General features: G+C 70.6%; 20 protein-coding genes. 7 read left to right on the top strand and 13 right to left on the bottom strand.

The features are described from left to right. The first annotated feature begins 18 nt into the window (after window positions 1–18). On the top strand, window positions 19–927 hold the full coding sequence (locus ASE01_RS12230) for a LysR family transcriptional regulator (RefSeq protein WP_056751676.1): 909 nt from the start codon (window positions 19–21) through the stop codon (window positions 925–927). Here ASE01_RS12230 and ASE01_RS12225 read toward each other — a convergent pair. The 5 genes from ASE01_RS12225 to ASE01_RS12205 all read right to left on the bottom strand — a co-directional run bounded on the left by ASE01_RS12225 (window position 905) and on the right by ASE01_RS12205 (window position 4,996). Then, entirely contained in the window at window positions 905–1,687 is a 783-nt protein-coding gene (locus ASE01_RS12225) for an EI24 domain-containing protein (protein WP_056751673.1), read from the bottom strand. The genes ASE01_RS12230 and ASE01_RS12225 overlap by 23 nt on opposite strands. Before the next feature lie 2 nt (window positions 1,688–1,689). After that, a complete protein-coding gene (locus ASE01_RS12220; protein ID WP_056751669.1) occupies window positions 1,690–2,652 on the bottom strand; it encodes a co-chaperone YbbN in 963 nt (320 codons plus the stop codon). A gap of 49 nt (window positions 2,653–2,701) precedes the next feature. After that, complete coding sequence (locus ASE01_RS12215) at window positions 2,702–3,238, bottom strand: PH domain-containing protein (protein ID WP_056751665.1); 537 nt, start codon at window positions 3,236–3,238, stop codon at window positions 2,702–2,704. A 25-nt stretch (window positions 3,239–3,263) separates the two neighbouring features. Further along, window positions 3,264–3,434 carry a hypothetical protein gene (locus tag ASE01_RS12210; protein WP_157537296.1) on the bottom strand — a complete coding sequence of 57 codons (171 nt, stop codon included), beginning with the start codon at window positions 3,432–3,434 and terminating at the stop codon, window positions 3,264–3,266. A 131-nt stretch (window positions 3,435–3,565) separates the two neighbouring features. After that, window positions 3,566–4,996, bottom strand: a complete 1,431-nt coding sequence (locus ASE01_RS12205) for a M1 family metallopeptidase (protein WP_056751660.1) — start codon at window positions 4,994–4,996, stop codon at window positions 3,566–3,568. A gap of 163 nt (window positions 4,997–5,159) precedes the next feature. On the opposite strand from ASE01_RS12205, the gene ASE01_RS12200 reads away from it, so the two are divergent. Continuing rightward, a complete protein-coding gene (locus tag ASE01_RS12200) occupies window positions 5,160–6,029 on the top strand; it encodes a serine protein kinase RIO (protein WP_056751657.1) in 870 nt (289 codons plus the stop codon). A 6-nt stretch (window positions 6,030–6,035) separates the two neighbouring features. Here ASE01_RS12200 and metX read toward each other — a convergent pair whose 3' ends face one another. Then, entirely contained in the window at window positions 6,036–7,130 is a 1,095-nt protein-coding gene (metX, locus tag ASE01_RS12195; protein ID WP_056751653.1) for a homoserine O-acetyltransferase MetX, read from the bottom strand. 19 nt (window positions 7,131–7,149) lie between these two features. Beyond that, window positions 7,150–8,436: an O-acetylhomoserine aminocarboxypropyltransferase/cysteine synthase family protein gene (locus ASE01_RS12190; RefSeq protein ID WP_056751650.1), complete on the bottom strand. Its 1,287-nt coding sequence runs from the start codon at window positions 8,434–8,436 to the stop codon at window positions 7,150–7,152. A 108-nt stretch (window positions 8,437–8,544) separates the two neighbouring features. Here ASE01_RS12190 and ASE01_RS12185 point away from each other — a divergent pair, with 108 nt between their 5' ends. Further along, entirely contained in the window at window positions 8,545–9,480 is a 936-nt protein-coding gene (locus ASE01_RS12185; protein WP_157537294.1) for an LOG family protein, read from the top strand. A gap of 17 nt (window positions 9,481–9,497) precedes the next feature. On the opposite strand, the gene ASE01_RS12180 is transcribed toward ASE01_RS12185, so the two are convergent. Beyond that, window positions 9,498–10,652, bottom strand: coding sequence for a glycosyltransferase family 4 protein (locus tag ASE01_RS12180; protein ID WP_056751643.1), 1,155 nt, complete (start codon window positions 10,650–10,652; stop codon window positions 9,498–9,500). A 142-nt stretch (window positions 10,653–10,794) separates the two neighbouring features. On the opposite strand from ASE01_RS12180, the gene ASE01_RS12175 reads away from it, so the two are divergent. Continuing rightward, window positions 10,795–12,552: a TIGR03767 family metallophosphoesterase gene (locus tag ASE01_RS12175; RefSeq protein ID WP_056751639.1), complete on the top strand. Its 1,758-nt coding sequence runs from the start codon at window positions 10,795–10,797 to the stop codon at window positions 12,550–12,552. A gap of 38 nt (window positions 12,553–12,590) precedes the next feature. Next, window positions 12,591–12,983: a DUF2834 domain-containing protein gene (locus ASE01_RS12170; RefSeq protein WP_056751636.1), complete on the top strand. Its 393-nt coding sequence runs from the start codon at window positions 12,591–12,593 to the stop codon at window positions 12,981–12,983. Here the strand turns inward: ASE01_RS12170 and rlmN are convergent. Continuing rightward, entirely contained in the window at window positions 12,962–14,092 is a 1,131-nt protein-coding gene (gene rlmN / locus ASE01_RS12165; RefSeq protein ID WP_056751633.1) for a 23S rRNA (adenine(2503)-C(2))-methyltransferase RlmN, read from the bottom strand. The two genes, ASE01_RS12170 and rlmN, sit on opposite strands and share 22 nt — an antisense overlap. Window positions 14,093–14,103: 11 nt before the next feature. Beyond that, the gene (locus ASE01_RS12160; protein ID WP_056751630.1) at window positions 14,104–14,478 is read right to left on the bottom strand and encodes a hypothetical protein; all 375 of its coding nucleotides are present in this window, start codon (window positions 14,476–14,478) and stop codon (window positions 14,104–14,106) included. Window positions 14,479–14,566: 88 nt separating this feature from the next. Here ASE01_RS12160 and ASE01_RS12155 point away from each other — a divergent pair, with 88 nt between their 5' ends. Together ASE01_RS12155 and ASE01_RS12150 are read left to right on the top strand one after the other, a co-directional pair. Continuing rightward, a complete protein-coding gene (locus ASE01_RS12155; RefSeq protein ID WP_056751627.1) occupies window positions 14,567–15,358 on the top strand; it encodes a tryptophan 2,3-dioxygenase in 792 nt (263 codons plus the stop codon). Continuing rightward, window positions 15,355–16,473 carry an aminotransferase class V-fold PLP-dependent enzyme gene (locus ASE01_RS12150; protein ID WP_200958824.1) on the top strand — a complete coding sequence of 373 codons (1,119 nt, stop codon included), beginning with the start codon at window positions 15,355–15,357 and terminating at the stop codon, window positions 16,471–16,473. Before ASE01_RS12155 ends, ASE01_RS12150 begins: the two co-directional genes overlap by 4 nt. Here ASE01_RS12150 and ASE01_RS12145 read toward each other — a convergent pair. Genes ASE01_RS12145 through pyrH form a run of 3 tightly spaced genes read right to left on the bottom strand, consistent with a single transcriptional unit; the run spans window position 16,458 to window position 18,664 of the window. After that, a complete protein-coding gene (locus ASE01_RS12145) occupies window positions 16,458–17,351 on the bottom strand; it encodes a phosphatidate cytidylyltransferase (RefSeq protein WP_056751621.1) in 894 nt (297 codons plus the stop codon). The two genes, ASE01_RS12150 and ASE01_RS12145, sit on opposite strands and share 16 nt — an antisense overlap. 24 nt (window positions 17,352–17,375) lie before the next feature. Continuing rightward, on the bottom strand, window positions 17,376–17,930 hold the full coding sequence (gene frr / locus ASE01_RS12140) for a ribosome recycling factor (protein WP_200958842.1): 555 nt from the start codon (window positions 17,928–17,930) through the stop codon (window positions 17,376–17,378). A gap of 20 nt (window positions 17,931–17,950) precedes the next feature. After that, window positions 17,951–18,664 (bottom strand): UMP kinase, encoded by a 714-nt coding sequence (gene pyrH, locus ASE01_RS12135; protein WP_056751613.1) that lies wholly within the window; start codon window positions 18,662–18,664, stop codon window positions 17,951–17,953. Between the last annotated feature and the right edge of the window lie 52 nt (window positions 18,665–18,716).

Below are 18,716 nucleotides of genomic sequence, written 5' to 3'. Positions count from 1 at the left end.
ATCATGTAGCGTTGCTGCATGATTGATCTGGATGCCCTGGCCGGCCTGCGCGCCGTCGCGACCCACGGCTCCGTGGTCGGAGCGGCCAGCGCGACCGGATTCACCCCGAGTGCGATCTCCCAGCAGGTCAAGCGCCTCGAGCGGCAGACCGGCGTCCCGCTCCTCGAGCGGGTCGGCCGGGGCGTGATGCTGACCAGTCACGGACAGCACCTTGTCGACGCCGGCGACCAGGTCCTCGCCGACCTCGAACGGCTGGAGGCCAACCTCCAGCAGCGCGCCGGCGTCGTCGCCGGCCGGATCCGTCTCGCTGCGTTCTCCACGGCGATGCGCGGACTGATCGCGCCGATCGCCCGGGAGCTCCGCGACGCCCACCCCGATCTCACCCTCACCCTCACCGAGCGCGAGCCGTGGGACGTCGTCGACCTCGTCGCGAGCGGTCAGGTCGAGCTCGGGATCGTGCACCGGTGGGGCGGGGTCGCGCTCGCCGTGCCCGACCACGTCGTCGCCACCCGCGTCGCCAGCGACGTCGCCGACCTCATCGTGCACCGTGACGACCCGCTCGCCCGGCGCTCGCGAGTGACCCCGCACGACCTCGGCGACGTCGGCTGGATCGCCACGCCCGAGGGCACCATCTGCCGCCAGTGGCTGTCCCGGATGTACGACGGCACCGGGCACCTGCCGCAGATCGCCCATGTCTCCGCCGAGTTCGACTCCCACCTCGCCCTGGTCGCCGCCGGGCTGGGGGTGGCCCTCATCCCACGGATGGGTCGGGCGCCGCTCGGGGCCGACCTGGTCGCCGTACCCGTCCACGACCCGGAGCCGATCCGTCTGGTCGACGCACTGCACCGGCGCACGATGGCCGACTCCCCGGCCGTCCAGGCGGTGCTGGCGGCCTTCGCCGGGCTCAGTCCTGCGGCGGGTCGATGACGGGCGGACCGGCGGGCGCGCTGACGGGCGTGGCGAAGGCAGCGTCCAGCACCTCACGCGCGAAGTAGGTCGCTCCGGCCACCGCCGCGGGCATCACGGCGATCCCGCCGAAGGGCACCAGGAAGCAGGCCTGCACGCTCACACCGAAGCCGAGCATCGCCCGGCGGTGCTCCTTCATCAGCGCCACCCGCGCAGCGCGGTCCATCCCGCGTGCCTCGAGCGGACGCGAGACGAGCTCCCCGGCGAGCAGCCGTCCGGCGACCACCAGGCCCAGCGCGGCGCCGACCACGGCGCCGACCAGCGGCAGGAGACCGATCGCGAAGACGAGGACGGCCGTCGCGATCCCCAGCACGACCAGGGTCAACCCGTCGACGATGCCGCGGATCCAGCCGACGCCCTTGTCGGGGACCTCGCCCCCCAGGGACAGCTCGACCTCCTTCCAGATCTTCTCGTAGAAGGGGTCGCCGACCGCGAGGGTCAGGCCCGTGAAGGTCACCACGGACAGCATCGCGGCCCCGACGAGGACGAGCACGAAGAGCACCCCGCGGAAGACGGACTGCACGGCGTCGTTCCAGTCGTCGGCGAACGGCGTCGCCCAGTCGATCGCGTCGTCGGCGTACATCACGAGCACGACCAGCAGGGCCATGATGAGCACCCCGACGATCAGGGCCGGGATGATGCCGAGCAGCATCAGCCGAGGGCGCTCCCGCCACAGGCGCATGCCACGGAGCAGGAACCTCGCTCCGTCACCGAAGCCCATGATCAGTACAACGCGGACGCGAGGGCCTGGCGGCCCTTGAGGACCCGCGGGTCGTCGTTGCCGACGGCGCCGAAGAGGCCGAGCAGGTGCTCGCGGACGCGGTCACGGTCCTTGCCCGCCGTACGCCGGATCAGCTCGACGAGGCGCGCGAAGGCGTCCTCGACGTGGCCGCCGAGCAGGTCGAGGTCGGAGACGAGGGTCTGGGCGTCGATGTCGTCGGGGCTGGCTGCGGCAGCGGCGCGGGCGGCGTCGAGGTCCGCGCCCTGGGTGCGCTGCAGCACCTTGGCCATCGCGAGCCCGGCAGCGGCCTCGTGATCGGCCGGGTTCGCGTCGACGAGCTTCTGGTACTCCGCGACCGCGCGGCCGATGTCGCCCTCGGCGAGGGCGTCCTGGGCGGGGGCGTAGCGCGGGTCCAGCTCCGGCTCGCCGTCCTCACCCTCGGCGGCGGCAGCGGTCGGGGCGCCGAACGCGTTGGGCTGGTGCCGTCCGGCGATGCCCTGCGAGGTGAGCTGCTGGGCGAGCTGGTTGAACAGGGCGCGGATGTCGTCGATCGGCGCGGCACCCGGGATCGGCTGGCTCGCCGGGCGTCCGTCGAGGATGACCAGCATCAGCGGCACCTGCGGGATCTGCATCGCCTGGGCGATCTGCGGCACGGCGTCGACGTCGATCGTGGCGGCCAGGAACCGGCCGTCGTACTCACCGGCGACGGTGGCGACGTCCTCGGCGAGCTGCTCGCTCTCCGGCGACTGGCTCGGTGAGTGGAAGACCAGCACGACGGGAGCCGTCATCGAGGCCTCGAGGACGCTCTGGAAGTTGGCCTCGTCGATGGCGACGGAGTACGCCGACCCGCCCCCGGCTGCGCTGGCACCGCCGCCACTCGGGGCACCCCCACCGGCTGGCGGCGCAGGCCGCGAGAGCGCCGAGAGGTCGATGGCTCCGGGACGGGAGAACGGCTGCTGCGTCATGGCGCCAATCCTACGAAGGGCCGCGCACCCCGGCTCAGTCGGGGACGCCTCAGTTCGGGACGCGGGGACCGCGCAGGCCTGCTCGCTGGACCACGCGCTGGATCGACAGGTCGCGTTCGTCGGGCCGACCGACGTACTTGATGTCGCGCAGGCCCTGCTCCTGCGCGGCCGACTCGAAGCAGAAGTGGCCGAAACCGAGGACGCGCCCGTGCAGCGGCTTCTTCACCGAGATGTCGAGGATCCGGCTGAGCGGCATCGTGGCCAGGCTCTGCGAGAGCACCCCGTGGACGCGGAACACCCGCATGTTCGTGATGACGAACCGGTCGCGGAGCACCGCGAGCCAGCCCCAGGACGCGTGGGACAGCAGGACCACCGCGACGATGATGAAGAACCAGCCGACCTCGACGGCCACGAACCAGCTGGCGACGAGCAGCAGCAGGGCGGCGATGCCCTCGGCGCCCGGGCGCAGGTAGGCGAACCAGTGGTGGGTCACCTCGTCGACGACGACCTCGCCCTCGTCACGCAGGAGGTGCTTGGAGATGTTGGGGTCGCCGAGGCGGAGCACGACGCTCGAGACGAAACTCATCGCGTACCCGCTCCGCTCCCGTGGGTCAGCCGAAGGCGCCGACGAAGTCGATGACGCCGGTGAATGCCTCGGTCGTGATGTCCCACCCGTTGGTGGCGGCGCTCTTCGAGGTCGTGGCCAGGCCGCTCGGGTCACTGAACATCCAGAACCCGAGGAACACGATCGCCACGAGGACGATCACCTTCTTGGCGTTCATGACGAGGGCGTCTCCATCCTGGTGCTGGCGTGCCGACAGCGGCACAGCTCGACACATTGGTACCAAACGCCCCATCTGTTGCGTGGGAGGCGCACCGTGCCGGCCCAGCCGTCAGCAGGTCAGGCGGGCCGTCAGGCGGGCGGGCAGGCGCCGGTCAGGCCGTTGCCAGCCGTGCCGGAGGGCACTCCCCCGCCGAGCCAGGCGTCGAAGAAGGCGTCGAGGTCCTCACCCGAGACGGTCTCGGCCAGCGCCTCGAACTGGGCGATCGCCACGTTGCCGTCGTGGTGGTCCGCGACCCAGGTCCGCAGCAGCTCGTTGAGATCGGCCACGCCGATCCGGCCCTGCAGGGCGGCCAGCACCATGGCACCGCGGTCGTAGACGGCCGAGTCGAAGATGTCGTCGCGCCCGGGGTTGCGCAGGTCCAGGGTCCACAGCGGCGAGGAGGCGAACCGGCAGCTGTCGTCGTACTGCCGCTTCAACCAGCTCTTCACCGACGGGCCGGTCCGGGCCGCGTCGTAGGCGACCTCCGCGAAGGTCGCGAAGCCCTCGTTGAGCCAGATGTCGCGCCAGCGACGCACCGAGACGCTGTCGCCGAACCACTGGTGGGCGAGCTCGTGCACGATCACGCCGGGATAGATCCACGAGCCGTACGTCGGTCGCGTCTGGTTCTCGAGCGCGAAGCCGACGGGGAGCTTGGTCACGACGCCGCCGGTCGTGGCGAAGGGGTAGTCGCCGAGCCAGTTCTCCAGCCAGTCCGTCATGTTCGCGGTGCGGCGCAGCATCTGCGTGGCGCGAAGCCGGTCAGCGCTGCCGAGCCGCTTCGAGACGAAGTTGTAGTAGCGGATCCCGTGGCCCGACAGCCCGGTCTCGCGCGCGAAGTCACCGGCAGCGAAGAAGGCGAGGTAGGTCGCCATCGGGTCCTTGGTCTGCCAGTGCGTCGTCGCCCGGGTGCCCTTGACGACCCGGCCGAGGTAGCGGCCGTTGCTCGCGACCAGCTTGTTGCGCGCCACGGTGACCCGGATGTCGAAGCGCGCCTTGTCGCTGGGGTGGTCGTTGGAGGGGAACCACCAGGGCGCCATGTGCGGCTGGTTCATGGTGACGACCTCCTGGCCGTCCGCCAGCCAGTTGGCCTCGCCTGCGTAGTCGTAGCGCGCGGGCTGGCCGCGATAGGTCAGCTCGACCCGGAAGATCGTCCCGCTCGCCACCGCCCTCGGCAGGGTCACCCGGACCTCGTGGTCCGTCGACCTGGTCGTCCGTGCGACGCGGCCGTCCACCTTGGCGCTGGTCACGGGCAGCAAGAGGTCGAGGTAGACGCTCGTGAGGTCCTGGGTGGCCCGCATCGTGACGACGGTGCGCCCGGTGAGCGTGCCCGAGGCGAAGTCGTAGTCGACGTTGACGTTGTAGTGCTGCGCGTCGGTGCCGCCGTTGCCGTCGTGGGGCCAGTAGCTGTCGATCCCCTTCGGCGACCCGACCGTCGACTGCCGCTCGGCCGCCGTCGAGGGGCCCGACAGGGCCGGGACCAGGAGGAGCAGGATCACCACGAGAACGGTCCGCCAGCGCATCGGCTCAATGTACGTGAAGAAAACCCGTTGCTCAGCCGAGTCGGGTCAGGGACCATCGATTCGTCGCCCGCACCAGCGGGCCCGTCGAGAGGAGCTGACATGTCCATGACTGTCGCCGGCCTGCCCGCAGACCGAATCCTCTCGACCCACAGGAGCACCCGAATTGTTCCCGGAGAACCTCTCCACCCAGCCTGATCGCGAGCTCGACCCCGAGCTCGACCCGCGTTTCGTCGTCGACTTCCAGGTCTACGACGACCTCGAGCCGGGCCAGCGATGGTCCACCTGGCTCGACGTCGAACCGCTCTCCCGCGGCCCCGAGCCACGGCCCGACTGGGTCGTGACCTCCCAGGGTGCGGTCGACACCGACCTCGGCATCCTCAAGACCGGCAAGGAGGCCGACGTCTTCCTGCTCGACCGCACCGACCCTCACGACCCGGTGCAGTCGGTGGTGATGGCGGCCAAGCGCTACCGCGCACCGGAGCACCGCACGTTCCACCGCGCGGCGTCGTACACCGAGGGCCGCAGCATGCGCCGATCCCGTGACGAGCGGGCACTCAAGCGCAAGAGCACCTTCGGTCGCGAGGTGGCGGCCGGCGAGTGGGCCGTGTCGGAGTGGACCGCCCTCAACCGGTGCTGGCAGCTGGGCCTGCCGGTGCCCTACCCGGTGCAGATCGAGGGCACCGAGATCCTGATGGAGTGGATCACCGTCGACGGTGAGACCGCACCCCGGCTGGCACAGACCCGGCCGGAACCGGGCCTGCTGGCGTCGTACTTCGAACAGCTGCGCGAGGCGATGGTGACCCTGGTCGGGGCCGGACTGGTGCACGGTGACCTGTCACCGTTCAACATCCTCGCCGCGGGCGAACACCTCGTCGTCATCGACCTGCCCCAGCTGGTCGACCTGGTCGGCAACGCGCAGGGCTTCGACTTCCTGCTGCGCGACTGCACCAATGTCTGCGACTGGTTCAACCGGCGCGGGCTGGCGGTCGAGGCCCAGGAGCTGTTCGGGGAGCTGATGGCGCACGCCTTCTGAGGCGCCTCAGGCCAGGAACGACCGCACCAGGTCGTGGTAGCCCGGCGGCTCGAGCAGGAACGAGTCGTGGCCCCACGGCGAGGCGACCTCGGTGTGGTCGACCTGGACGCCCCGCGCGGCGAGCTCGTCACGGATCCGCAGCGAGTGCGCGGTCGGGAACCGCCAGTCCGAGTCGAAGGAGACCAGCCGGAACCTCGTCGAGGGTACGACGTCCGGGTGCGCCCCGAAGGGATCGAAGTAGTCCATCGGACGGCTCAGGTGCAGGTAGGACAGCGCGTCGAAGCGCTGGAGGAAGCTCTCGCCCTGGTGCTGGAGGTAGTGCTCGACCTCGAAGTCGGCGTCGAGCCGGTGCTCACCGGGAGCGCCGCGTCGGTCGCGGCCGAACTTGTCCTCGAGCGAGCCGGGCGAGACATAGGTGATGTGCGCCATCATCCGGGCGATCTTCAGGCCGTGGTGCGGCTGGACACCGTGCTCGAAGTACCAGCCGCCACGGAAGTCGGGGTCCTCCATGATGGCCGCGCGCGCCACCGCGGAGAAGGCGATGTTCTCGGCGGTGAGCCGAGAGCTCGCCGCCACCATGACGGCGCGCTCGATCCGCTCGGGCTCCTGGAGGGCCCACTCCAGGACCTGCATCCCGCCGAGCGAGCCGCCGACCGCTGCATGCAGCCGGTCGATGCCCAGGTGGTCCAGGAGGCGTCGCTGCACGGCGACCAGGTCTGCCATCTCGAGGTCCGGGAAGTCCGGACCGTACGGCCGACCGGTGACCGGGTCGAGGGAGAGCGGCCCGGTCGTGCCGGAGCATCCGCCGAGCAGGTTGGAGCTGATCACGAAGAACCGGTCGGTGTCGACGGCCCGGCCGGGGCCGATGAGGTTGTCCCACCAGCCGGGCCGCCGCGCCCCCTGGTGGACGCCGGCGGCGTGGGCGTCGCCGGTGAGCGCGTGACAGACGACGACCGCGTTGTCCCGGCCCCGGGCGAGGCGGCCGTAGGTCTCGTAGGCGACCTCGACGTGAGGGAGCGCGCGACCGGTCGCCAGGACCAGCGGGTCGTGCTCGTCGGCGAGCACGACCCGCTGGGTCTCGACCTGTCCGTCCTTGGTCAACGCGATCGTCCGAGCGTTCTCACTTCGCTGCGGCGAGCGCTTGGTCGATGTCGGCGATGAGGTCGTCGACGTGCTCGATGCCGATCGAGAGCCGGACGAGGTCCTCCGGCACGCCAGCTGCCTCCAGCTCCTCGGGGGTCAGCTGCGAGTGGGTGGTCGTGGCGTTGTGGACGGCCAGCGACTTGGCGTCGCCGATGTTGACCAGGTGGCTGAACAGCCCGAGCGACTCGATGAAGCGCTTGCCGCCGTCGCGACCCGACTTCAGGCCGAAGGAGACCAGGCCGCCGTAGCCCCGTCCGGTGAAGTAGCTGTCCGCCACGGCCTTGGAGGGGTCGTCCTCCAGGCCGGGGTAGGACACCCAGGCGACGGCGTCGTGGGACTTCAGGTGCTGGGCGATGGTCAGCGCGTTCTCGCTGTGGCGCTCCATCCGGAGGTGGAGGGTCTCCAGCCCCTGCAGGAAGAGGAAGGAGTTCAGCGGTGCGATCGCGGCACCGGTGTTGCGCAGCAGGACGGTCCGGGCACGGATGATGTAGGCCAGCTCGCCGACGGCGTCCGTCCACACCACGCCGTGGTAGGCGCTGTCGGGCTGGGTGAGGCCGGGGAACCGCTCGGAGTGCGCCGCCCAGTCGAACTTGCCGGAGTCGACGATGATGCCGCCGATCGAGGTGCCGTGGCCACCGATGTACTTCGTCGCGGCGTGCACGGCGATGTCGGCTCCGTGGTCGAACACCCGGGCCAGGAGCGGAGTGGTCGCGGTCGCGTCGACCACGAGCGGGATCCCCTGCTCATGGGCGGCGTCGGCCCAGGCACGCACGTCCACGACGTTGACCTTGGGGTTGCCGATGGTCTCGGCGAAGACCAGCTTGGTCTTCTCGTCGACGTGCTTGGCGAGCTCCTCGGGCTTGTTCGGGTCGACGAAGCGGACCTCGATGCCGTACTGCGGAAGCGTGTGCGCGAAGAGCGCGAAGGTGCCGCCGTACAGGGTGGAGATCGCGACGATGTTGTCGCCGGTGTAGGTCAGGTTGAGGACCGCGTAGGTGATGGCGGCCGAGCCCGACGCCGTCGCCAGCGCGCCCACGCCGCCCTCGAGCTGGGTCATCCGGTCCTCGAACACCGACTGCGTCGGGTTCATGATGCGGGTGTAGATGTTGCCGGGCTCGGCGAGGGCGAACAGGTTGGCCGCGTGCTCGGTGTCGTTGAAGACGTAGGACGTCGTCTGGTAGATCGGCACGGCTCGCGAGTTCGTCGCCGGGTCTGCCTCCTCCTGGCCTGCGTGCACGGCAAGGGTCTCGGGACGGTAGGTCATCGTTCACTCCTGTCATCGGCGCCGCGTCGAGCGGGTGGTCAAAATGTACTGAGCGACTCGTCATTGCGGGACGCGTCCAGGTGGTGGGACCTCCACTACGGTGCGTACGTGAGGCCCACCCGTTCCCGAGGCGTCGTGGTCGAGTCCCGGACGCCGACCGACCAGCAGTGGCAGGACCAGGCCGGTGCCGCCGCCGAGGCCCACCTTCCCGGCCTCGACGTCAACCGCGGCACGCTCTACTCCCCCGCCGACCTGTACGACCGCCCCGGCTACGCCGACACCTTCGACGCCCGCGCCTACGCCTGGGCCCGCGAGGCGTGCACGCCGGCCGAGGCACTCGCCGAGGTGCTCCACGACCAGGCCATCGACAACGCGCTCGCCGCCTGGGTGCGCGAGCGGTCCCTGGTGGGAGTCATGGGCGGCCACGCCGCCGACCGCGGCACGCCGGGGTACGTCGACGCGGCGCGCCTCGGCGCGCTGCTCGGTCGCGGCCACGTCGTCGCCACCGGTGGCGGCCCGGGAGCGATGGAGGCGGCCAACCTGGGCGGCCGCTTCGCGACCACCTCGCCCGAGACCCTGACCGAGGCGCTGCGACTCGTCTGCGCCGTGCCGTCCTTCCGCCCGTCGATCGACGCGTGGGTCGAGGCCGCCCGCCGCGCCATCGAGCTCGCCTCGGAACCGGAGGCCTCGCTGGGCGTGCCGACCTGGCACTACGGGCACGAGCCGCCGAACCTGTTCGCGACCTCGGTCGCGAAGTACTTCCGCAACGCCCTGCGCGAGGCGATCCTGCTCCAGGTCTGCGACGCCGGGATCGTCTTCCTCCCCGGCGCCGGCGGGACCGTGCAGGAGGTCTTCCAGGACGCCTGCGAGAACTACTACGCCGCCGAGGAGGACGTCGCGCCGATGGTCCTGGTCGGGCGCGAGCACTGGACCGGGCACCTGCCGGCGTGGCCGCTGCTGCAGGCGCTGGCCCGCGGACGCGCGATGGAGGCGCACATCCACCTGGTCGACACCGTCGAGGAGGCCGCTGCGCTGATCGGCTGAGGGCAGCGGCGAACCGGTCAGGCTGCGCGAGCCCAGCGGGCAGCGCGCACCGCGGCGCGGGCGGCGTGCTCGTCGATCACGGCGCGGTAGTGCGTCAGGAGCTGTTCGTTGATCGCGGACCAGGAACGGTCCTGCACAGCGCGCAACGCGGTGACACCCATCCGTTGCCGCAGCGCGGCGTCGCCGACCAGGCGGTCCACGCTCGCCGCGAGGTCCGCCCCGTCCCCGGGCCGGTAGAGCAGTCCCGTCGCACCGTGGGCAACCACGTCCACCGGCCCTCCCGCCGCCGGGGCGATGACCGGGACGGAGGAGGCGAGTGCCTCCTGGGCCGACTGGCAGTAGGTCTCGTAGCGACCCGTGTGGACGAAGACGTCGAGCGAGGCGTAGGCGCGGCTCAGGTCGTCACCGTGCAGCAGGCCGAGGAAGCACGCCCGCTCCCCGAGCACGCCACGCAGGCGCTGCTCCTCGGGTCCGGCGCCGACCACGACGAGAGCCAGCCTGGGGTCGTCGGCGATGTGGGCGAGAAGGTCCAGCTCCTTCTCGGCGGCCAGCCGGCCGACGTACCCGACCAGGAGGCGGCCGTCGGGAGCCAGGCGCCTGCGCAGCTCCTCGTCACGGTGCCGCGGGTGGAAGGCGACGAGGTCGACGCCGCGTCCCCAGCGGTGGACGTCCGGGACGCCCAGCTCACGCAGCTGGTCGATGCTCGCGGTCGAGGGGGCGAGGGTCCGGTCGACGTGGTGGTGGATCCGACGGGTCAGCCCGGCCATCGCACGGGCGCCGCCGGGCAGGTCGTAGCGCTCGGCGAAGCCGACGAGGTCGGTCTGGTAGATCGCGACGGTGGGGATCCCGAGCTCCTCGGCCGCACGGGAGGCCTGGTAGCCGAGCGTGGCCGGTGAGGCGATGTGGACGACGTCGGGGCGGTACTCGAGCATCACCTGGCGCAGCCGGCGCCGGGTCTCCAGCCCCAGCCGGAAGTCCGGGTAGAACGGGAGGTTGGCGCCGCGGGCACGACGCACCCGGAAACCCGCATAGGTGTCCGGCCCGGTCGGGGCGACCAGCTGGGCCTGGTGCCCCTCGGCAGCCAGGTGCTCGAGCACCCGGCGCACGGAGTTGGTCACGCCGTTGACCTGCGGGAGGAAGGACTCTGACACCACCAGTACCCGGAGCTTCATGTCACGGACGCTAGGAGCGCGGTGACAACAGCCCGTCACGGGCAAAGGCGCGTCGGGCGACGGTCGGGTGAACGATCGGGGATCCGGAAAACCTTCACCAACCATGACGTGACCCAGGTCACCCGAGCGTCGTTGGCGCCTTGTGGAGATCTCTCGCCGTGACCTGATCCGGAACACCATCGCCGCCGGCGGCCTCGCCGCAGCGGCCACTGCCCTGCCCGGCGTCCTGCGCCCGGCCGCCGCCGGCGCGGCACCGAACGCCGTGCCGAGCGCGGTGCCGAGTGCTCTGCCGACCAACGGCACCGTCGCGACCACCTACGCGACCGGCACTCCGAACGCGAAGGGCTACGCGCCCGTCATCAGCGTCTCCGGCGAGGCGCACGGCGTCCGGTCCGGCCTGGGGGTGCTGGCCGACGACGCGCGCGCCGGTGTGCGCCAGGGCCTGCTGGCCTTCGTGCAGCTGAGCGACGTCCACATCGTCGACGCCCAGTCGCCGCTGCGACTGGAGTGGACCGACCGGCTCGACGACCCGAGCCCGCTGCCCGCGACCGGGCTGCTCTCCTCGTCGTACCGCGCGCAGGAGATGCTGACCGGCCAGGTGGCCGACTCGATGGTGCGCGCCATCAACCGGATCACCGAGGGTCCGATCACCGGCAAGCCGCTCGCGCTGGCGATCCAGACCGGCGACAACTCCGACAACTCCCAGCTCAACGAGATCCGCTGGAACATCGGGGTCCTCAACGGGGGTTCCGTCCGGGTCGACTCCGGCAACCTGAACAAGTGGGAGGGCGTCGCCGACAGCACTCCCGGCACCTACGACACGGCGTACTGGCACCCGCACGGCAACCCGCTGGGCAAGCAGGTCGACCGGCCGCGTGCCGAGTACGGCTTCCCCGTCGTCCCCGGTCTCCTCGACGCCGCCCGGCGCCCCTTCCAGGCCGAGGGCCTCGACATCCCGTGGTACTCCGTCTTCGGCAACCACGACGGCCTCGTCCAGGGCAACTTCCCCACCAGCACCCTGCAGCTCAACCTGCTGGCCCTGGGCGCCCTGAAGATCATCTCGCCGCCGCTCGGGCTCAACCCCGCACAGATCTTCGACGACCTGCTGAGCAACCCCGCCGCGCTGCTCACCAACCTGCTCGGCGGCGCCGGCAACACGATCGTGCGGGCCGTCCAGCCCGACCTCAACCGTCGCCTCCTGACCCGCAAGCAGGTCGTCGAGCAGCACTTCGTGCTCGGTGGCGCTCCCTTCGGTCACGGATTCACCGCCACCAACCGCGCGCAGGGCACGGCGTACTACCACTTCGACAAGGGCCCGTTCCGCTTCATCGTCATGGACACCGTCAACCCCAACGGGTACGCCGACGGGTCGCTCGACAAGACGCAGTTCACCTGGCTCTCGAACCTGCTCGCCCAGTCCGTCGGCAAGGCGGTCATGGTCTTCAGCCACCACACGTCCGACACGATGGGCAACCCGCTCATCCTCACCGGCGGCAGCCTCGACCCGCGCGTCACCGGCGGCACCGTGCTCACCAAGCTCCTCGAGCACCCGCAGGTCATCGCGTGGATCAACGGCCACACCCACACCAACAAGATCACGCCGCGGCCCCGCACGGGCGGTGGCGGACTGTGGGAGATCACGACCGCCTCGCACATCGACTGGCCGCAGCAGGCCCGGATCATCGAGATCGCCGACAACACCGACGGCACCCTGTCGATCTTCACCACGATGGTCGACCACGCCGGTCCCGACTCGGCCGGGGCCGGCACCGCGACGGCACCCCAGCTCGCCGGGCTGTCCCGTGAGCTGGCGGCCAACGACTGGCACGACCACAGCGGTGGCGTCGGCACCCCGGCCGACCGCAACGTCGAGCTGCTGGTGCCGAGCCCCCTGGTCTGAGCTCCCGGCTCGGGCCCAGCCCTGTGGGATCCTCGGGCATGACCACCGAGTCCCGCACCGGCATCGACCGCGCCCTGGTGCTGACCTACGCCGCCGTCGCCCTGCTGGCGTTCGTCAGCACCCAGATGACGCTCGTCGCCCACTTCGCCGACGGCCGCGGCCTCACCGACTTCGTCACCGACCCGCTGGAGACGCCCGCCGGTGTCTTCTTCGGGATCGACCTGCTCGCGGTCGCCCTCGTCGGCCTGGTCTTCATGCTGGCCGAGGCGCGTCGCATCGGACTGCGCCACGCGTGGATCTACGTCGCGCTGACCTTCCTCGTCGCGATCAGCGTGAGCTTCCCGCTGTTCCTGATGGCGCGGCAGCGCCACCTGGGCCACCGGGGCCACCTGGGCAGGGACGGCTCAGGTCACTCCGTGGCAGCGAGCTGACCGCAGGCGGCGTCGATCTCGTCGCCGCGTGTGTCCCGGATGGTGGTGCTGACACCCTTGGCCTCGAGGCGGCGTACGAACTCGTCGGTGTCCTTGTCGAACGAGCGGGTGTACTGCGAGCCGGGGACCTCGTTGAGCGGGATCAGGTTAACGTGGACCCAGCCGTGGCCGCGCTCGTTGAGCACGTCACCGAGCAGGTCGGCACGCCAGGCCTGGTCGTTGATGCCGCGCATCATGGCGTACTCGATCGAGACGCGACGCTTGGTCTTCTGGAAGTACTCGAAGGCCGCGTCGACGGTCTCCGCGACGGAGAACCGGGTGTTGATCGGCACCAGCTCGTTGCGCAGCTCGTCGTCGGGGGCGTGCAGGCTCAGCGCGAGGGTCACCGGGATGCCCTCGTCGGCGAGCTGCTTGATCCGCGGCACGAGGCCGACCGTGGAGACGGTGATGCCGCGCGCCGACATGCCGTAGCCGTCGGGGGCCGGCTCGGTGAGGCGTCGTACGGCGCCCACGACGGCCTTGTAGTTGGCCAGCGGCTCGCCCATGCCCATGAACACAACGTTGTTGACCCGACCCTCGCCACCGGGCACCTCGCCGCGCTCGAGGGAGCGGGCACCGGCGAGCACCTGCTCGACGATCTCCGCAGTCGACATGTTGCGCTGCAGGCCGCCCTGGCCGGTCGCGCAGAACGGGCAGGCCATGCCGCAGCCGGCCTGGCTGGAGACACACATGGTGGTGCGGTTCGGGTAGCGCATGAGAACCGACTCGACCAGGGCGCCGTCGAACAGCTTCCACAGGGTCTTGCGGGTCGTGCCTTTGTCGGCCTCGAGCACGCGCAGCGGCGTCATCAGGTGGGGCAGGAGCGCCTCGACCAGCTCGCCGCGCTGGGCGGCCGGGAGGTCGGTCATCTGCTCCGGGTCGTCGACCAGGCGCGAGAAGTAGTGGGTGGCGACCTGCTTGGCACGGAAACCCGGCAGGCCCATCTCGACCAGCAGGTCCTTGCGCTCGCCGGGAGTGAGGTCGGCGAGGTGCCGCGGCGGCTTCTTGCGTCCACGCGGTTCGGCGAGGACGAGGGGAAGCTGGCGGGGCCCCTCAGGCTGGTCGGACATCGCCGCCGATTCTACGCGTCGCGCTTGTACAGCACCCAAAGCACGAGAGCGGCGACACCCACCACCACGACGACCGTGGTGACCATGCCGAGCAGCATGTAACGCGCGAAACGCCGGGTGCGGTGGGGCACCAGCATCCCGATCGGCACGACCAGCAGCAGCACGACGAACGGGAAGAGCTCCTCGGCCCGCTCGTAGCCGGCCACGCTCTTGACGATCGTGGCGTACAGACCGGGGACCACGATCACCGAGACCATGCCGGTGAAGAAGCCCGCGAGCGGGAAGAAGACCGGGTGGCCCCGGTGGAACCAGTCGGGTCGACGGGACCGGTCGGTCGCGTCGTCCGTCTCGTCCGCGACGACGCGGCCCTCGGATACCTGCTTCATGTCGGGGCGATCGTATCCGGCAGGCGGGCGTCGCGGTGAAAGACCGGGCCACTGGCACGCCGGGCCCTGCTTCTGTGACAGTGGCCGGGTGAGCGAACCGCACCCCTCCCTGACCTACAGCAGCTATCTCGCGCTCGACGAGGTCCTCGCCGCGCAGCACCCACGTTCGGACGAGCACGACGAACTGCTGTTCATCGTGATCCACCAGGTCTACGAGTTGTGGTTCAAGCAGATGCTGCACGAGCTCACCGGACTGCAGCGACGCCTCGAGGCCGGCGACACCCCGCGCGCGCTCCACACCCTCGGACGGGTGCGCGCGATCCTCAAGGTCGCCGTCGCGCAGGTCGACGTGCTCGAGACGATGACCCCGCGCGAGTTCACCAGTTTCCGCGGGCGGCTGGACGCCTCCAGCGGCTTCCAGTCCGAGCAGTTCCGTGAGCTCGAGGCCACCCTCGGACGCCGGGACAGCCGGATGTTCGAGCACTACCCCGAGGGCAGCCCGGGCCGGGAGCGGATCGAGACCGCCATGGCCCGCCCGTCGGTCTTCGACTCCTACCTGCGCTACCTGCTCACCCAGGGCTACGCCGTGCCCGCTGGCGCGATCGAGCGCGACCTCACCCAGCCGTGGGAGCCATCGGAGGACGTGCAGCAGCTGCTGCTGGCGGCGTACGGCGACGAGGGCGGGGCCGCGCAGGTCGCCGAACGCCTGGTCGACCTCGACGAGGGCCTCCAGGAGTGGCGCTACCGCCACGTGAAGATGGTCGAGCGCACCATCGGCGCCAAGATGGGGACGGGCGGTTCCTCGGGAGCGCAGTACCTCTGGAGCACCGTCACCCACCAGCTCTTCCCCGACCTGTGGGCCATCCGGAGCCAGATGTGAGCCTGGCGGCCCACTACTCCCGTTTCCGGGTCGCCGAACGCCTGCTCCTCACCGGGCACAGCCACCAGGCCTGGCCGGACGTCGCCCGCGAGGGCGTGCTCGAGGCGTACGACGACGCCGCCCTCGCCGTCGGCGAGAAGTGGGGTCGCGCGGAGCTGCGCGCCGAACGGCTCCGCGACGGGGTTCGGGACCTGCTCGGGGACCCGTCCGGCGAGGTGGCCCTCGGCGGGAGCACTCACGAGCTGCTGATCCGCTTCCTGTCCTGCCTGGACCTCCGCACCCGGTCGCGGCTGGTCACCACGGACGGCGAGTTCCACTCGGCCCGTCGTCAGCTCGACCGCCTGGCCGAGTCCGGTGTCGAGGTCGTGAAGGTGCCGGCCGCACCGGTCGACACGCTCGCCGAGCGGCTGGCGAGCGAGGTGGACGGACGCACCGCGGCCGTCGTCGTCTCGTCGGTGCTGTTCGAGACCTCACTGGTCGTTCCGCACCTCGAGGCGGTGGCCCGCGCCTGTGCCCGGACCGGCGCCGAGCTGCTGGTCGACGCCTACCACCAGCTGGGCGTGATGCCCTTCGACATCAGCGCCCTCGCACTGGCCGACGCGTGGATCGTGGGCGGCGGCTACAAGTACCTCCAGCTCGGCGAGGGCAACTGCTTCCTGCGCCTCCCGGCCCACGCCGCCGGCCTGCGTCCGCTCGTCACCGGGTGGTACGCCGAGTCGGGCGACCACTTCGCCGGGGCGACCTACGACCCCACCAGCCACTACCGGGCCAGCCGGGTGCTCGACTTCTTCGCCACCCACGGCCTCACTCCCCCGGTGCTGCGCCGGACCGCACTGCACCAGCGCGGACTGCTGGCCGCGGAGTTCGACGCGCTCGGGCTCCCCGACGAGGTGGTCACCCGCGACCGCGACACCCCTGCCGAGGGGTTCGGTGGGTTCCTCGCGCTGACCAGTCCCCGTGCCGCCGAGCTCCAGGCAGCCCTGGCCGCGCGCGGGGTCAGCACCGACAGTCGCGGGCAGCACCTGCGGATCGGCCCGGCGCCGTACCTCTCGGACGAGCAGCTGAGGACCGCGATCGGCCTGCTCGGAGAAGTCGCGGCTCAGAAGACGGCGTAGTGCAGCAGCAACCAGATCGGGGCGATCGTGGCGAGCAGCGAGTCGAGCCGGTCCATCAGGCCACCGTGGCCGGGGATCACCTGGCTCATGTCCTTGATCCCGAGGTCGCGCTTGATGACCGACTCGCACAGGTCGCCGAGGGTCGCCATGACCACGGTGATCAGGCCGAGGGCCACACCGATCCACCAGTCGCCCTCGAGGAGGTACACGACCAGCGCCACACCGGCACCGACCGTGGCGATGGCCGAGCCGGCAAAGCCCTCCCAGGACTTCTTCGGCGAGATGACGGGCGCCATGGGGTGCTTGCCGAACAGGACGCCGGCGACGTAGCCACCGATGTCGGAGGCGATCGTGACCAGGATGAACGTCACGATGCCCTGGACGCCCTTGTCGTCGAGCCCGCCGCCCGTGCGGCCGCCCTCGGCGAGCATCAGCGCCACGAACGAGCCCAGGAAGGGCACGTAGACGAGCGCGAAGACCGAGGCGGTGGCGTTCTTGACGTAGCCGTCCACGCCACGGCGCAGCAGCCAGAGCATGATCGCCAGCGCGCTGACGGCCGTGGCGGTCACCAGGGCCGGCGCGCCCCACAGGTAGGCGACGACGACCATGACGACGCCACCCACCATGAGCGGCTGCTCGGGCAGGTCGATGTCCTTGGCGAGCAGGCCCTTGCGCAGCTCCCACACCGCCACGACCACGGCGATCGCGACGATCGCCATGAAGGCGGGCTTCCAGAACGCCAACGAGGCCGCGATCGCGCTCAGCAGCACGACCGCCGAGGCGACCGCAGCCTTGAGGTCGCGCCCGGCGCGCCCGTGGTCCTTCTTGGGCGCTGCCGGGGTCGGGGCCGAGGAGTCAGGCGGTGTCGACGATGACATGTGGGAATCGGGAGCGATCGAGGATCAGACCTCGAGCAGCTCGGCTTCCTTGAGCTTGAGCAGCTCGTCGATCGCGTCGGTGTGCTTCTTGGTCATGCCGTCGAGACGCTTCTCGGCGCCCGTGACGTCGTCCTTGCCGACCTGACCGTCCTTCTCGAGCTTCTCGAGGTTCTGCTTGGCCTTCTGGCGCACCTGGCGCACCGCCACCTTGCCGCCCTCGGACTTCTCCTTGGCCAGCTTGATGAACTCCTTGCGGCGCTCCTCGGTCAGCTCAGGGAAGACGCAACGCAGCTGCTTGCCGTCGCTGGAGGGGTTCACGCCCAGGTCGGAGTCGCGGATGGCGCGCTCGACGTTGCCGATGGCGCCGACGTCGAAGGGCGCGATGATGATCGTGCGCGCCTCGGGTGCCGTGAAGGACGCCAGCTGCTGGAGCGGCGTCGGGGAACCGTAGTAGTCCACCGTGATCTTGGAGAACATGCTCGGGTGGGCGCGGCCGGCCCGGATCGCGGCGAACTCCTCGCGGGTCGCCTCGACCGACTTGCCCATCTTCTGGTCGGCCTCGTTGAGGATGTCGTTGATCACCAGTTCTCCTTCGTGGTTCAGCCCGCGCTGACGCGCGTGCCGATCTTCTCACCCTGGACGACCCGCAGGATGTTGCCCTCGGGCTCCATGCCGAACACGATCATCGGCAGCTTGTTCTCGCCGCAGAGCGCGAACGCCGTCTGGTCCAGGATCCGCAGGCCCTGGCTGATGGCGTCGTCGTAGCTCAGCTCGTCGTACTTGGTCGCCGTGGGGTCGACCTTGGGGTCGGCGCTGTAGACGCCGTCGACGCCGCTCTTGGCCACCAGGACCACGTCACACCTGCTCTCCAGCGCACGCTGGACCGCGACGGTGTCGGTGGAGAAGTAGGGCATGCCCATGCCGGCGCCGAAGATCACGACGCGGCCCTTCTCCATGTGGCGGATCGCGCGGCGGGGGATGTAGGGCTCGGCGACCTGACCCATCGTGATGGCGGTCTGGACGCGGGTCTCGACGCCCAGCTTCTCGAGGAAGTCCTGGAGCGCGAGGCAGTTCATGACGATGCCGAGCATCCCCATGTAGTCGGCACGGACGCGGTCCATGCCGCGCTGCTGCAGCTCTGCGCCGCGGAAGAAGTTGCCTCCGCCGGTCACGACAGCGATCTGGACGCCTGCATCGACGACCTGCTTGATCTCACGGGCAACGGCCTGGACGACGTCAGGGTCGACACCGACCTTGCCACCTCCGAAGACCTCACCGGACAGCTTCAGGAGGACTCTCTTGTAGCCGGGCACCAGGGTCCTTCCATTCGACGTCGGGGAGCGCACCCGAGGTTACCGTGACGGG

It is taken from the genome of Nocardioides sp. Root190 (assembly GCF_001428565.1).
GTDB lineage: Bacteria > Actinomycetota > Actinomycetes > Propionibacteriales > Nocardioidaceae > Nocardioides.
This window is presented reverse-complemented; position numbering and strand designations above follow the sequence as displayed.

Coding starts and splice junctions, on each gene's coding strand:
- ASE01_RS12230 (WP_056751676.1), top strand. CDS start 19: ATGATTGATCTGGATGCCCTGGCCGGCCTGCGCGCCGTCGCGACCCAC.
- ASE01_RS12225 (WP_056751673.1), bottom strand. CDS start 1,687: ATGGGCTTCGGTGACGGAGCGAGGTTCCTGCTCCGTGGCATGCGCCTG.
- ASE01_RS12220 (WP_056751669.1), bottom strand. CDS start 2,652: ATGACGCAGCAGCCGTTCTCCCGTCCCGGAGCCATCGACCTCTCGGCG.
- ASE01_RS12215 (WP_056751665.1), bottom strand. CDS start 3,238: ATGAGTTTCGTCTCGAGCGTCGTGCTCCGCCTCGGCGACCCCAACATC.
- ASE01_RS12210 (WP_157537296.1), bottom strand. CDS start 3,434: ATGAACGCCAAGAAGGTGATCGTCCTCGTGGCGATCGTGTTCCTCGGG.
- ASE01_RS12205 (WP_056751660.1), bottom strand. CDS start 4,996: ATGCGCTGGCGGACCGTTCTCGTGGTGATCCTGCTCCTCCTGGTCCCG.
- ASE01_RS12190 (WP_056751650.1), bottom strand. CDS start 8,436: ATGACCTACCGTCCCGAGACCCTTGCCGTGCACGCAGGCCAGGAGGAG.
- ASE01_RS12180 (WP_056751643.1), bottom strand. CDS start 10,652: ATGAAGCTCCGGGTACTGGTGGTGTCAGAGTCCTTCCTCCCGCAGGTC.
- ASE01_RS12170 (WP_056751636.1), top strand. CDS start 12,591: ATGACCACCGAGTCCCGCACCGGCATCGACCGCGCCCTGGTGCTGACC.
- rlmN (WP_056751633.1), bottom strand. CDS start 14,092: ATGTCCGACCAGCCTGAGGGGCCCCGCCAGCTTCCCCTCGTCCTCGCC.
- ASE01_RS12160 (WP_056751630.1), bottom strand. CDS start 14,478: ATGAAGCAGGTATCCGAGGGCCGCGTCGTCGCGGACGAGACGGACGAC.
- ASE01_RS12145 (WP_056751621.1), bottom strand. CDS start 17,351: ATGTCATCGTCGACACCGCCTGACTCCTCGGCCCCGACCCCGGCAGCG.